Here is a 14625-nt window from a genome sequence, read left to right on the forward strand (position 1 = left end):
TCGGGCTTTTGTACTTGACAAATGCTGGATTTGGGTATATAATATTATCGTTATTTATTTGACAAAGGCAACTTATGACAATACGGTTAATTTCAGCTTAACGAAACTTAACGGTAAGCGGGATAACTCGGGAGGGCTTAGAAGATGGCTAAAAACGGTAATATATCAACATCGGTGATAAAGCGTCTGCCGAGGTATTACAGATTTCTTGGCGAGCTTGAAAAGCAGGGAGTCGAGAGGATATCATCGCGGGAGCTTTCAGAGATGATGAAGCTCACGGCTTCGCAGATAAGACAGGATTTAAACTGTTTCGGCGGATTCGGTCAGCAGGGATACGGCTATCATGTTGCATCTCTGAGGGACGAGATAGGACATATCCTCGGGGTGGACAAGGAATTCCCTACCATTCTGATTGGTGCGGGAAATCTAGGCAAGGCGATAGCCATGCACATAAATTTCAGCACGAGAGGATGCAGGCTGGCAGGCATTTTTGACGCTAATCCAAGGCTTACGGGTGAGACTGTGGGCAGTATAGCGATACGTCACACCGATGAGATAGAGGAATTCTGCAAAGAGGAACACCCTGTTATAGCAGTGCTTTGCATACCCAAGGCAAATACTCAGGCGATAGCTGACAAGCTTGTTGAACTCGGTATAAAGTCATTCTGGAATTTTTCGCACTATGATCTTACCATTGACCACAAGGGTATCGAGGTCGAGAACGTGCATCTGGGTGACAGTCTTCTGACGCTGACTTATCGTACTAATCAGCTTGTCAAAGCAGAAGCAGAAGATGAATAAAGGTTCGTGTGAACTGACAATGAAATAAAGCCCCGAAGCGTGTTGAAATGCTTCGGGGCTGTTTTTACGTTATGTATTTTGTATTATCATATTATCCTGCGCATACATACTATCGGATTGTACATAGAGAAGCTTGCGAGGTCGGAGAATATGATGCCTTCGCTGCTGTTAGCGGCGTGTACTATCCTTCCGTTGCCGTTGTATATCGCAACGTGGTATATACTGCCTATTCCGCCGTAGCCGAAGAATATCAGGTCGCCCTCCTGAAGGTCGCCGTAGCTGACTGCTGTGCCGTAGCCTGCCTGTGACGATGCAAGGTGTGGAAGCGATACGCCTATCTGTGCATAGCTGAGCATTACAAGTCCCGAGCAGTCGTTGGCACGGTAGCTTGCTCCGCCCCATACATATGCTCCGCCGACGTTGCTGCGTGCGTAGCTCAATACAGTGTCGATCTTGCTCTGTCTTGAATCATCTGTCGGCTGAGGCTCGGGCTCAGGTTCGGGTTCCGGCTCCGGCTGAGGTTCAGGATCGGGCTCAGGTTCGGGCTGAGGCTCCGGAACTGGTTCGGGCTCAGGCTTGGGTTCTTCTTGTTCTATAGTTGTGGTCGTTTTCTTCTTTTTAGTGGTCTCGGTAGGTGTATCCTCGGGTTCGTCCTCAGAGGGTGCAGTTGTCTGCTTTGTTGACGATGCTTCGCTGCTTGAGATTTCGTCGTCTTTATCCTCAGTAGTAGTCTTGGAAGCCGTGGTTGTGGTAGTTGTGGCGGTCTTTTTGGCTTCTGTCAGCTGTGCTGAGCGAAGTTCAAGGGCTGCCTTATCGAGAGCCATGGTATCCAGTTTGCCGTCTGCACTGTCAATGAGTTCTTTCAGCGATTTTTTCTCGGTGTTGAGTTCTTCCATCATTGCTGAGTAATCAGCTGACTTTTTTTTCAGTTTATCGGAGCTTTCCTTGATCTCGGCTTCAACTGCTTCGATCTCACGTTTTTTCTCCATAAGAGTATCAAGAGCTTCATCATCGTGGGATGCAACGCGCTTTACAAGTTCAAAGCGCATCAGCACATCGAAGAAATCGGTAGAATTAACGAGGACGTTTTCGTATGTGCTTACGCCGCCTGCCACATACATCGATTTCAGTCTTTGCATGAACTCGTCTTTCAGGACTTCGATCTCTTTATTTTTGGTTTCCAGATCGTTTCTGGCATTTATAAGGCGGGTGTCCAGCTCGACCATAGCGTCTTCGTTTTTAGTGAGCTGTTCCTCAACGTTGTCTATCTTGGCTTTTACTGCGGTGTACCTTGCTTTAAGGGCTTCGAGATCGCCTTTCTGCTTTTCAAACTCTGCATCGGCTTCCGCTATCTTCTTGTCAAGAGCCTCCTGCTCGGCTTTCAGCACTTCCAGATCGGCTTCATACTGCTCCTGACTGGGAGCTGCCGCTGTGCTGATGGCATTATATCTTTTGCCTGCTCCGCCGAAAACGCCCGCTGCCATGGTAAGTGCAAGGCAGATAGCAATGGCTTTCTTGACTGTATATTTGTTGGTGATCATTTTTCGGTCTATCCTTTCAACTGTCTTGAAAATTTGTAACCATAACGTAATCATTAATGATAATTATACTCATTTTCGGCATTTTTGTCAAGTTAAATATTTCTGAACATACGTAAAATAGGATTTTTTCGGATTTTGAAATATCGGAAAAAGTTACATTTCGCTTACATTGTGAAGAGACGGTGAAACTTTTTTTGACCGCTTATTTTTCCTGCAAAGTGCAGTCTTTGAAGTAGTGATCAAGTATTTCCTTGCAGGAACTGCCATTTTCTGCCATTGAATTTGCACCGTACAGGCTCATACCTACCATATGTCCGTAGCCCCTTGCGGTAAATACGAAAGCTTCGCCCTTGATCTCATATGTAAAACACGGTGATGATATGCCTAGTGTATTGATGAACTCCTGAACATTTACCTTGGTTCCGCACATGGTGACGGATGTCACGTAATCACGCTCATTTTGCTCGGTGGTCAGCCAGTTATCGGGAGTGCCGGTGAGGGTGATGCCGAAGCTGTCATGGGAGATACTGCGCATATCCTCAAAGGGGATAGAAGTTCTGCTTTCTATTCCTTTCAGTTCGGTATCGCTGCGGCTTTCAGCGGGCTGAAGGTAGGGTATATCCTGCCCCCATGCACACAGAGCACTCTCGGTAATGCCAGAGGATGCGGAATGATAGGCGGGAGTTATAGGTTCGCCGTTATATGTCAGTATCCACGGTGCGTCGCGGACGGCTTTCAGTACGCGGCTGCGGGCTTTTTCGTAGTCTTCACCGTATAATTCCCTGACTTCTTCGGGGGTGAAAAAGCTCTGGTAGGTGTGTTCGTCATCGCTGATAAGTGCGCCGTGGAGTGACTTGGTGGGGGAGTCCTCCTCGGTAATGGCACGGCGGTATATGTATGTCCTGGCAAGAACAGCCTGGGCTTTCAGGGCTTCATCGCTGAAATCCGCTGGCATTTGTGCGAGGACAGCGCCTGCGGTGTAGTCTTCAAGGGAGTATTCTTCGACTCGGTCTTCGGCTGTGATGTATACGCCTACTGTCATTTCTGTGTTGTTATCTCGGGCTTTTACGCCTGTAAAGGCCAGGCAGGGTATCAGTGCCATGCATATGGTAAGTACGATGGCACATTGTAGGTCGGGTCTCATATTATCTGCCTCCTATCGTGGAGTTGTTTGCTGTACATAATATTATCTGGTTATCCCGCTGACACACCAAATTAATTGATGAAATACCGAAACTTGAAATACTTGGCGGTTATCCTTCCCCCGCCGCAGGCGGGGGGAAGGATAACATCAACATGATTTTGCAGTGGTGTGTTAAAGGGATAGCCATGTAATATTATATGCGGCTGTGTGAGTATCAAGAACTGATATTTTTAATATGTAATTGTAAAATTTGTTTATTTATACTTTACTTTTGGAGCAGATTATGTTATAATATCATAAGTATTGATTATCTCACGGGAGGTGAGAGAATGGCAGGCAAAAAGGATAAGAGTTTTGTCCGCAACGTTGCAAAAGAACGTACTTACAGAAATCAGAATGAGGAGTATGAAGACGCTTATTTCAAATGGCGTGCAGATGAATCAAATCAGTATTCCTTTAATTATGTACACGATTCGCGTGAACATTCATATATGGCAGGAAGAGGCTTCATAAAGCACGGTGCTGATACTGCTGAAAGCCAGACGCTGCATAATTGTCTGAGACTGCTGGGTGCTGTTATGCTGGTCATGCTGATGTTTGATGTTGTGAATTATCTGCTTGCTATGTATATGAACGGCGGTCCGTGCGGAGTGTTATATTTTTCAAAAAGATACACCATCGGAACTTCTGAAACATTTGCTTGTATAATTTATACCTGTGTCAGCATACTTAAATATATAACTGCGATAATAATATACCAGATGCGCATGAAGCTTCCGCGGCAGGTCGCACTGCCTTCGGGCAAAAGCAATAACACGGCGGAATTCAGGGCAACGGCTATTATGATAATGCTCATGATAATAGTTATGGGCAGGCTTGCAAACACTCTGCTTTCGGTGATACTCAGTGTTGTTAATGTGGACAGCGTGTATATTTATATGTTTGACAGCAGAGAGCCTTTGGTTCAGATCATTTCTGCTGTATACAACTGCATAATAATGCCTGTATTGTGCGAACTGCTTTTCAGGGGACTTGTTTTGCAGAGTTTCCGTCAGTTCGGAGATTCCTTTGCTGTGGCTGTAGCGAGTATAGCCTGCGGGTTATGTTTCTATGACCTCACATATATAGGTTTTTCGATACTCTGTTCGATGGTGATAGGCGTATTCACCGTTCGTTCGGGCTCTATTGTTACGGCGATACTGATGCACGCGGTGACTACCACGGTGAATTATATGGTGGTATATGTGGGCACGCTCAATCCTACACTGGGACGCATAGTTGCGATAGCATTGTGTATACTGATCTGTATAGGCGCTTTGGTGGCGTATACCAGGCTCAATTACCGCAATGACTGGACTTTTAACGCGGATACCCATGAGTCGGAACTTACATTTACAAAGAAGGTCAAGCTAATGCTTTCATCGAATACTGTGGCTATGTGGTTTGTGTGTGCGCTGATACTCACGATAGTTAATATGAGGATAGGTCAGTGACGCGGGACGAGATGTATATGCGCAAGGCGCTGGAGCTGGCGGCTCTTGCGGCTGAGGAGGACGAAGTCCCTGTGGGGGCGGTAGTCGTTAAAAAGAGTACGGGCGAGATAGTCGGCAGGGGATTCAATAGGCGTGAATATGGACGTTCACCCCTGACCCATGCGGAGATAGTAGCTATTGAGGAGGCAAGCCGCAGACTTGGCGGCTGGCGGCTCATCGACTGTGAGCTTTACGTTACGCTGGAGCCCTGCCCAATGTGTGCTGGTGCAGTGATAAACTCGCGGGTGGAGCGTGTGATATTCGGGGCGTATGACCAGAAAGCTGGATCATGCGGCACGGTGGTGGATCTTTTTGCTCTGCCATACAATCACAAGCCCGAATGTATCGGCGGCGTGATGGAAGAAGAATGTGCCGCGGCACTTACGGAGTTTTTCAGGGGACTGCGGATAAGAAAGGCTAAGAATGATGGATAAGACATGGGTGTTACTTTTGTGTGTATACGCCTTGGTGAATCTGGTGGTGTTCGGTATGTATGCCGCCGATAAAGCAAAGGCGAAGAAAGGCGCGTGGCGAACTCCCGAGATCAAGCTTATGACAGCTGGCGCTGTTGGGATAATAGGCGCTCTTCTGGGCATGGTGGTGTGTCACCACAAGACGAAGAAGCCTTTGTTCGCTGTGGGTCTGCCGGTGATATTTTTTGCGGAGATCGCACTTGCGGCGATAGTCTACTTTAAATTTATAAGATGATCTTACTCCTTCGTTATTGAGGTTTTGTCAGTGGCGGAGGGGGTTAGTTTTTAGTAAAGAAAAAGCATCTTCGCTGAAAAACGAAGATGCTTTGTGTTTTATATTTCGCTGCGGTTTTCAAGCGCTTTATACAGCGTTATCTCATCTGCATATTCCAGCTGACCGCCGATAGGCAGTCCGAAAGCTAACCTTGTGACTTTTACGCCAAGAGGTTTCAGCAGTTTTGAGATATAGAATGCTGTTGCATCGCCCTCAACTGTGGGGTTGGTCGCCATGATGACTTCATCGGCTGTGCCTGAGTTTATACGCGCAAGCAACTCCTTTATTTTGAGATCATCGGGTGATACTCCGTTTATCGGGGATATCAGACCATGCAGCACATGATATACGCCCTTATACTCTCCCGTGCGCTCGATAGCTGTGATATCCTGTGGACTTTCCACCACGCATATCACGCCGTGGTCGCGCCTGTCATCATCGCAGATAGGGCAAAGGTGTCTGTCGGTATAGTTCTGACATTCCTTGCAGAGATGTACATTTTTATGTACATTAAGTACCGCGTTGGCAAAAGCCTCGGCGTCTTTATCGCTCATACGCATAACGTGATAAGCCAGTCTCTGGGCGGATTTCATACCTATGCCTGGAAGCTTTGCGAACTGCTCGGTAAGCAGTACGAGAGGCAGTGCGTTAGTTTCAGCCATTTCTTAGAACAGGCCGGGGAAGGATACGCCGCCTGTCAGCTTCTGCATCTCAGCGTCGCTGATCTCGTCGAGGTTGTCAACAGCAGCGTTGAATGCAGCCTTTACCATATCCTGCAGATCCTCGATCTCCTCGGGATTTACGATCTCGGGAGCGATCTTCAGGTCAAGAACGTTTCTCTTGCCGTTGATGGTAACTTCAACAACTCCGCCGCCGGCGGTGCCCTTGAACTCTCTCTGTTCGAGGTCAGCCTGGAGAGCAGTGATCTGATCCTGCATCTTCTGTGCCTGCTTCAGCATCTGATTCATATTGTTGGAAGGACCTTTGCCCATTCCGTTGGGAACTCTTGCTTTCATTGTCAATAACTCCTTAATTCAATTTGATTTTTTTATATCGACTTCGATATCAAGCTTTTTAGCCTTTTCAAGCAGCCTGTTGATCGGGTTTTCCTTATCTTCGGGCGAAACGTTTTTAGCTGACTTTGCTTTGATATTGAAGGTCTGTCCGAAATTTTCCTTTAGCACTTGCTGTATAAGCAGATGTGCGTTGAGCTTTTTGAACTGCTGGAAGAAAAAGTCATTATCCACGATGATAAACACCGTGCTTCCGCCGAGAAAAGCTTTTGATTTCCTTAAAAATCCGCTTATGGCCGGATTTCTGCGGCTTATCTCATCTACCAGACCTTCCCAGTTCTTGATGGGCTGTATCTGTGACGGGTCCATCTTTTTGAAATCGGGGTCGGGCTCGGGTTTGGGCGGTGCTTCAACTTCCTGCTTCGGGATATCTGCCACTGAACCGCTGCGCACTGCATCTTCGAGCCTTGTGAGGCGTTTGAGCAGTTCGCCGTCGGGCATACCGGACTGAGATACAGCCGCGGGGGCAGCCTTGCCGAAACTTGACGTACACAGCCTTATTACGCACATCTCAAGCTCTATCCTTTTGGAAGTGCTTCTTGCCAGCTTGTCCGAACTTTCCTGCAAAAGAGAAATGCAGCCAAGTATATCGTCAAGTGACATTTTCTTAGCTATATCCTCGATGCGTTTCAGTTCATCGGGGAGACAGGTGATAAGCTCCCTGCCGTTATCTATGGTAGCGGCCAGCATCACGTTCCTCATCTGTTCGAGAAGTTCGCCTGCCAGCACTTTAAGGTCTTTGGACATCGAGTGCAGCTCGTTTATCCTTTTCAGGGCACCTGCTGCGTCCTTGTCGGCTATGCTTTCGAGTATATCAAAGAGGTAATCCCTGCCTGCTATACCCGAAGCGCTGGATACTGTATCCAGTGTGATATCATCGGAAAAAGCAACACACTGGTCGAGAAGCGAAAGGGCATCTCTCATACCGCCGTCGGAAAGTCTTGCGATAAGTTCAGCAGCGTCCTCGTGAAGAGTGAAGCCCTCCTGACTTGCGATATACGTTAGCCTTGCCACGATATCCTCGGTCTTTATGCGGTTGAAATCAAAATGCTGACACCTTGAAACGATAGTCGCGGGGACTTTCTGTATCTCGGTAGTCGCCAGTATGAACTTTACGTGGGGAGGGGGTTCTTCCATAGTTTTCAGCAGAGCGTTGAACGCGCCTACCGAAAGCATATGCACCTCGTCGATGATGTAAACTTTATACTTACACATCTCGGGGGTGAACATAACGCCCTCACGCAGTTCTCTGATATCGTTGACGCTGGCGTTTGAAGCTGCGTCTATCTCGATTATATCACCCAGTGAGCCGTTATCTGCGGCTTTGCATATCTCACATTCACAGCAGGGCATACCGTCCTTGCCGTTTTCACAGTTTACAGCCTTTGCGAATATCCTTGCGCAGGTGGTCTTACCTGTTCCGCGGGAACCTGTGAACAGGTAAGCGTGGGCTGTTTTGCCTGAGATTATCTGGTTTTTGAGGGTTGTCGTGATATGAGGCTGAGATACAACGTCATCGAATGTCCTCGGACGCCATTTTCTGTATAAAGCCTGATACACGTTCTCACTCCCTTAATAAAAATCGATCCGACATATAGGCGTGCAGGCGAAACTGTAACACACGAAACAAACCGCTTAATGCTGCTCGGTTCCCCGCCTGACATGGTTCACAGCGTTTCATTGTACAGGACCCGCACACCCATATCTCGGATCGAATCAACGTCCGGATATCTGTTTCCAGTCTTTACCGCCGATAGAATCATCTTCCTCGTCGGAGTACTTTGATATTATAGCACACTTCTCTAAAAAAAGCAAGTGTTTTCACAAAATTTTCTTAAAAAATATTTAAGAAGTAGTTTTGTGCAGTTTTCTCATATATACAGCACGAAAAAAATACAGCCGCGCTGAAAGGGGGAGGGAGCGCGGCTGCCTATGGTGAAGGTTTTTATGAAGTTATTTTGCAAAAACTCTCAATGAAGAGATTTTTTTATCTTATTTATCATCTCATGCCGAAGAACTCAAAGGGATCCATGCCTGCGAAGTCATCGCCGTAGCCGTACTGATAATTGCCGCGGCCATCAGGGCTGCCCTGTACTTTGTTATCTTCGGTGTTTTCCTTTTCTTCTTTTTCTTCGTCCTCGGGCTTGGTCTCGTCAACAACTATGCTGAGTTCCTTGGTCTCGCCCTGTCTGTATACGGTAACGGTGATCTTATCGCCCTTTTTGCACTTTCTGATAGCAGCTACCATATCGGTGGAAGATGTGATCTCCTTGCCGTCTATCTTAGTTACGATATCGTTGACTTCAAGACCTGCTTCCTTAGCGGGAGAGTCATCGTTTACCTGTCTTACAACTGCGCCCTCGGGGATGCCGTAGGACTTCATATCGCTGTTTACGGTCTCAACAGATACACCGATGTAGGGCTTAACAACGTAGCCGTTTTCGATGATGCTGGTAACTATATCCTTAACGGTATTAATCGGAATAGCAAAGCCGATATTATCGATGGAAGCTTCTGTGCTTGAATTGCTTGAATACTTAGCGTTTGTAACGCCTACTACCTCGCCGTACATATTGAACAGTGCACCGCCCGAGTTGCCTGAGTTGATAGCGCAGTCGGTCTGGATGAGGTTCATCATAACGGAGTTGGAGGTTGTGATCTGTCTGTCCATAGCGCTGACAACACCCGATGTCAGGGTGAATGTGAGCTCGCCGAGGGGATTGCCGATAGCTACTACATTATCACCTACGCTTAGTGCTTCGGAATCACCGAGTGTAACTGCTTCAAGACCTGTTGCATCTATCTTCAGTACAGCGATATCGTTGCTTTCATCACTTCCGACGATCTCTGCGTCGTAGGAAGTATTATCGTAGGTAGTTACCTTTACCTTGTTTGCGCCGTCGATTACGTGATAGTTGGTAACTATGTAGCCGTCTTCGGTGATTATGAAGCCCGAACCGCTGGCTGCGGCTGTGGTGGTGTAGCCGAAGTAGTTGGTGCTTATCTCGGTGGTGATACCTACTGTAGAGTTTACATTATTCTTATATACCTCGGAAGCGGAAAGCTGTGTGCCGTCGGTCTTCACTGTCTGCATAGCTACTGCCTTTTCACCGGATTCAGCTGTCTTGATGACTGCCTTGCCTTTCTCGGTATTGCTCTCGGTCTCAGCCTTAGTATCGGCAGATGCTGACTTGGTCTGTGCGGAAGATGAATCAGCATTCAGGTACTTTAGTGCTGCGAAAGTTCCGCCTGTACCAAGTGCGCCGCCCAGCAGGCTGAAGCTTACTGCCAGTGCCGCAAGACGAAGCTTGCTGTTCTTGGTACGGGGAGCCGCAGTCACGGGAGCGGTATACTCCGCAGGCTTGAAAGTCTGAGTATCTGAATTTTCATTAGTGTTGTAAATGTTGTTGTTTTCCATGTTATCCATAAGACATACTCCTTTGTCATTGATTTTATTATCTTGCGGTCTGTGCCGCTGTTTGTTTTCTATGCTTAAAGTATATTTCACTAACTTAAAAACTAATTTAAACCGAAATGAAAATAGCTTGAAAGAATATGTATGTATCTATCACATATCTTTCATTTTAGCACTTAATGTGATGGCTGAGTGAAAAAAATGTCACCCGTTGATGAAAAACGCATTTTGACAGATAATTTTGGGTTAAGATGTGATGCGGAGTATATGAATTTAAAGTTTTGTTAACATTAAAATGTACACGGATGTGAAGCTGGACGGTGGTGTTAAAATTGTTAATATACTGAATTATATGTGTGCGAATATTCTGAAATTGTATAGGTTTAAAATTTTAATATAAATCATACGGGATTTGCTCTGCTGAAAAAATCGGGTAACTGAATTACAACGCAAAAACGACGTCCCGCACATTGCCATGCGGGACGTCGTTTTTAAGGAAGTTTAGAAAAAATATATGAAGAAAAAATATGAAGCATTCTCTGCTGATGTTAATATAATAACCTTGCGATGTGAAAACTGTGTGATAGAATATGGAATAATTTCAAAAATCACAAATTTATCTTTTGTGACATCATACGACTTTTACAGTGATATTCACAATAACATCTACTGCGGAAAGCAATATTTCAGGGGTGTTTTGGTATTTCAGCCACAGTTTGGGAAAACGTTGTTTTATCAGAAGCGATGTGCCGAAGATATCTGTCCCGTTCCGGAGCATTCCGGTTTGCAGGTAAGTGCAGTCAGATACGAGTGTATTGGAAACTGCTGTGCTGAGTTTATTGCTCTGGTCGGTATCAAGCTCATGGTCGGGACGGGCGGATACAATGATATTGGTTGTGAGCATCAGCCTGCCGTTTTCGGCGGTGATGGTTCGCTTGCGGCGGCAGTTGTCAAGTTCGGATGTGATGCTTATGTCATCAAGGATAGTAACTATACTGCCTTTTTCAGCCTTGCCCGAAAGCAGTGCCGCGAAAAGGGTCGCGTCCTCGGGCAGTATGCTTTTGCCCTCATGCGTGATGACGGCTGTCCCTGCGACTTTGACACTTTGTGATATAGTCGGACTGTCGGCAGAACTGCTGTCGGTATCGCTCTCACTTATGACTTCAAGCACAGGCATGGCGATACTGCCTTCGTCCGAAAACAAAGATCTAAGGTCACAGCCGATGGTACGTGAGTATTCGGCAGAGGTTTTGATAAGGCTCGAAAGAGCTTCGGCAGAAGTTTCGTCCTCGGTGAGTTTCAGCTGCATCAGCTCCTCCGCCTTGCCCTGAGCCATGCAGATATCGGCTGAGGGACTGATATTCCTGCCGCCCAGGGCAAAGGCAAAAAGCTCCCGTGGGTCATCGAGTCTGATATCACTGCCCAGACATATCAGTTGTAAGTGTCCAAAAAATAACTCTTTTCCTGTTGAACTGCCTGCGGCGGAAAGGGCTTCGCTGACAGTTTTGCCCTCGCTGACGGCAACTGCCACGTTTGCGCCAGTAACATCTACCGCAGTATCGGAGCCTGATCCCGCGGGCTGGAATATCTGGATAGATACGCGGTATCCCTTCTCACAGGTATCTATTCCCATTGCGTGGACTATACCGCGCCTGTCGATGCTGATGCTTCTCCCGCGGGCTGAAAGCAGGATACAGCACATGACGGCGGTGACGAGTAGGTAAACGGTTCGGGCGGAATGTTTATAGTGCTTTTTCATGTCAGACCTCTCTTTCGGGGGCAGGTTCATGTTTGATGCAAAGCAGATATGCGGGAAGTATCAGCCCAAGAATGATTATCGGGGCGGCAGGACGCGGCGAGTAGATGACTTTATCCCAGCCGTAGCCGAGAAGCAGGGGGAGTGCTGCTGCTGCGGGAAGAAATCCAGCCAGAAGAACACTGCCGAGTTCAGTTGATGCGGGTCGGAGAATACGGAGACAGCAGGCGGAACAGTAAAGCAGGGTAGTCAGCTTGACGATGCCTGTCATTACCCATATCAGCAGAAAAACTGCGTCACTGCGTTCGGTAATGATGTTTTCGGAGTAGGCTGCAAGGGTGAATACAGGAAGTTTTTCAAGCGATGCAAAATTTCCGAGAGCTGAAGTCACTATGCCAGCGATCAGCGTCACCATGACACCTTTTGCAATGAGGTAGTACCTAGCTGTCTTTTCCGGACCGCCCTCTGTATCTGACGCAAGAAAGCAGAACATTACCAGACATTCGCAGCGTGAAAATTCAGCGTATACAGCCTTTGTTAGCTCGGCGGGAAAGTCGTTGACGGCGTAGTTGAATCGGGTGATATCCATATCATCGGCAGCGCCTGCGGCTATGATGACAAGCATGATGATGACTCCCGCAAAGGTGATACGAGCTGTTCTGCTGATAACGGAAATGCCGGTTCTTGCGGCATATATCGCAGTGAGTGCGACACATAGCACGGTCATTACTCTTGTCATGTTGACATTGAAGAAATAGTCGGTGAAACAGGCGATATCACCAAGGACGCGGAAGGCCGCATATATAAAGTACAGCAGAAAACCGATCGCATATGTTTTGCCGAGGACTTTGCTGCGCCGGAAAGCGATGGCACATGGGTCTTTGCGAATGCGTGCGGCGAGCTTTGCGGCAGGTATCAGGAAAAATGCCTGCAATACCGTTGATATCACTGCGCCTGTCATATAGGTCAGACCGTCTGCTATGCCGACGGGAAAGTGGGTCATGGTGGTGAAGCTTCTGGCGCACAGAAGCAGGCATATCAGCGCGGCAGGGGATATTTTTTGTTTAGTCATAAATTGTCCGTTTCATTGTACAGATTTATTATTGCTCGTCTGCCGTATCGTTCGTGACAGTAGTGTGACGTTTCGCAAGCTGGGGAAATCCCGCACGCGAAAAAATATCGGTGAGTCCGTGAGGTCGCATAGGAAGCAGCGGCGAAGTGAATGCCGTTCCGTATTGATCAACGGCGGCGATATTGAATATAAGAAGTGTCAATGCGACGGCGATGCCGTAAAGTCCGCCGAAACCGCCTGCGATAATGAAAATAAGCCGCAGGACGGTTATCGCGGGATAAAGAGAGGGTAGTACAAATGAGGCTGTGGCGGTCATGCCGACTACGATAAGCAATGGCTGTGAGACCATTCCGCTTTTTACTGCCGCGTCACCGATTATCAGTCCGCCTACGATGGACACAGCTCCGCCAACTGACCGTGGCAGACGTACACCCGCCTCGCGCATTATCTCGAAAAGCACCATCAGCAGGAGCATTTCAACAACAGGAGGATATGGTGTGGCGACCTCGGCAGCGGCAAGGTTCAGCAGTAATTTAAGTGGGAATACCTCGGGGTGGAACATGACTAGGGCAGTGTAAAGTCCGGGCAGAAGTACCGCAAGCAGGAATGAGATGTATTTTATCCACCGTGAAAATGCGGCATAAAAAGGCTTTTCACAGTAGTCGTCCATTGTGCGGAAGTTATCTGCAAAGACAGTGGGCAAAAGCATACACCCTGGAGTGCCGTCGATGATGACCAGGATTTTACCTTCGTTCAATGCGGCACAGGCGTTGTCTGGGCGCTCGGTTACTGTCACCGCCGAAAAGACAGAACGGCTGTAAGTCTTGTCAACAAAAGGCATGAGATATCCTGCATTGAGAATAGTGTCCAATTCTATGGACTGCAACTTTTGCCTTATGGTTTGTAGAGAATCGGCGTCGGCTCTGCCTTCGATGTGAGCGATGCAGACATCGGTAACGGAGAGTTTCCCGACTTTCAGTATCTCAAAACGCAGCGCGGGAGTTTTCAGCCTTCGGCGGACGAGGGAAATATTTGTGCGCAGGGTCTCGGTGAAGCTGTCACGTGAACCGCTGATGGTCTGCTCAGTTTCGGGGATAGATACTGGGCGCTTTTCAAAACCCTGTATCCCAAGGCAGACTGCGCGGGGTATGCCGTCAATAAGTATCGCGGCAAATCCCGAAAATAACAGCTCAAACAGCGTTCCGAAATCGGTGACGATTTGTCTGTCTGTGGACATAAGGCTGTGTTTTTCAAGCATTTCGATCATATCGCCGGCGGTAGGCTCTTTGTTTGAAAAGCCGGTGAGCGGCTCAAAAACAAGTTCTGCCATAAGCTGTGTCGATGCCATGCCCTCGATGGAAAGCACTGCACAGTCGGTGCTGCCGATGGCTATGTTGATAATGTTGAAGTCAGCAGTTTCACCAAGGGCGGAACGAGCTGTATCAAGATTGGTTTTAAGGTCTGAACGCAGCAGTTCGGATTTCATGTTAATGAAGTATGGTTCGTTCATATTGCGGAACACCTCTCTCATATATGAAGTATCC

At 47.5% G+C, this 14625-nt stretch carries 13 protein-coding genes and 1 other RNA gene; 4 read left to right on the top strand and 10 right to left on the bottom strand.

From position 1 onward, the window contains the following. The first annotated feature begins 144 nt into the window (after positions 1-144). Positions 145-801, top strand: a complete 657-nt coding sequence (locus N773_RS0100690; protein ID WP_024855962.1) for a redox-sensing transcriptional repressor Rex — start codon at positions 145-147, stop codon at positions 799-801. 86 nt (positions 802-887) lie between these two features. Here the strand turns inward: N773_RS0100690 and N773_RS0100695 are convergent, their stop codons facing one another. Further along, entirely contained in the window at positions 888-2342 is a 1455-nt protein-coding gene (locus N773_RS0100695; protein WP_024855963.1) for an NlpC/P60 family protein, read from the bottom strand. A gap of 202 nt (positions 2343-2544) precedes the next feature. Continuing rightward, positions 2545-3486: a SpoIID/LytB domain-containing protein gene (locus N773_RS0100700; RefSeq protein ID WP_024855964.1), complete on the bottom strand. Its 942-nt coding sequence runs from the start codon at positions 3484-3486 to the stop codon at positions 2545-2547. A 329-nt stretch (positions 3487-3815) separates the two neighbouring features. Between N773_RS0100700 and N773_RS0100705 the strand changes: the two genes are divergently transcribed. From N773_RS0100705 to N773_RS0100715, 3 genes are read left to right on the top strand one after another with little or no spacing between them, the layout of a single operon-like run. Further along, positions 3816-4979: a CPBP family intramembrane glutamic endopeptidase gene (locus N773_RS0100705; protein ID WP_024855965.1), complete on the top strand. Its 1164-nt coding sequence runs from the start codon at positions 3816-3818 to the stop codon at positions 4977-4979. Then, positions 4976-5452 carry a tRNA adenosine(34) deaminase TadA gene (gene tadA / locus N773_RS0100710; protein WP_024855966.1) on the top strand — a complete coding sequence of 159 codons (477 nt, stop codon included), beginning with the start codon at positions 4976-4978 and terminating at the stop codon, positions 5450-5452. The genes N773_RS0100705 and tadA overlap by 4 nt, the downstream gene beginning before the upstream one ends. Beyond that, positions 5442-5726, top strand: coding sequence for a DUF1294 domain-containing protein (locus tag N773_RS0100715; RefSeq protein WP_024855967.1), 285 nt, complete (start codon positions 5442-5444; stop codon positions 5724-5726). The genes tadA and N773_RS0100715 overlap by 11 nt, the downstream gene beginning before the upstream one ends. 98 nt (positions 5727-5824) lie before the next feature. On the opposite strand, the gene recR is transcribed toward N773_RS0100715, so the two are convergent. The 8 genes from recR to N773_RS0100750 all read right to left on the bottom strand — a co-directional run bounded on the left by recR (position 5825) and on the right by N773_RS0100750 (position 14591). After that, positions 5825-6427, bottom strand: a complete 603-nt coding sequence (gene recR / locus N773_RS0100720; RefSeq protein ID WP_024855968.1) for a recombination mediator RecR — start codon at positions 6425-6427, stop codon at positions 5825-5827. Between the two features lie 3 nt (positions 6428-6430). After that, positions 6431-6781, bottom strand: coding sequence for a YbaB/EbfC family nucleoid-associated protein (locus N773_RS0100725; protein WP_024855969.1), 351 nt, complete (start codon positions 6779-6781; stop codon positions 6431-6433). Between the two features lie 18 nt (positions 6782-6799). After that, the gene (gene dnaX / locus N773_RS0100730) at positions 6800-8398 is read right to left on the bottom strand and encodes a DNA polymerase III subunit gamma/tau (protein WP_024855970.1); all 1599 of its coding nucleotides are present in this window, start codon (positions 8396-8398) and stop codon (positions 6800-6802) included. A 37-nt stretch (positions 8399-8435) separates the two neighbouring features. Next, an RNA gene (ffs, locus tag N773_RS21705) (signal recognition particle sRNA small type) lies at positions 8436-8535 on the bottom strand. A 302-nt stretch (positions 8536-8837) separates the two neighbouring features. Next, positions 8838-10265, bottom strand: coding sequence for a S1C family serine protease (locus N773_RS0100735; protein ID WP_024855971.1), 1428 nt, complete (start codon positions 10263-10265; stop codon positions 8838-8840). A 619-nt stretch (positions 10266-10884) separates the two neighbouring features. Next, a complete protein-coding gene (locus N773_RS0100740; RefSeq protein ID WP_024855972.1) occupies positions 10885-12012 on the bottom strand; it encodes a Ger(x)C family spore germination C-terminal domain-containing protein in 1128 nt (375 codons plus the stop codon). Between the two features lies 1 nt (position 12013). Beyond that, positions 12014-13081, bottom strand: coding sequence for a GerAB/ArcD/ProY family transporter (locus tag N773_RS0100745; protein ID WP_024855973.1), 1068 nt, complete (start codon positions 13079-13081; stop codon positions 12014-12016). Positions 13082-13109: 28 nt separating this feature from the next. Continuing rightward, positions 13110-14591 carry a spore germination protein gene (locus N773_RS0100750; protein ID WP_024855974.1) on the bottom strand — a complete coding sequence of 494 codons (1482 nt, stop codon included), beginning with the start codon at positions 14589-14591 and terminating at the stop codon, positions 13110-13112. Positions 14592-14625 lie beyond the last annotated feature (34 nt).

The organism is Ruminococcus albus AD2013 (genome assembly GCF_000526775.1).
In the GTDB taxonomy this organism is placed as follows: Bacteria; Bacillota; Clostridia; order Oscillospirales; family Ruminococcaceae; genus Hominimerdicola; species Hominimerdicola alba_A.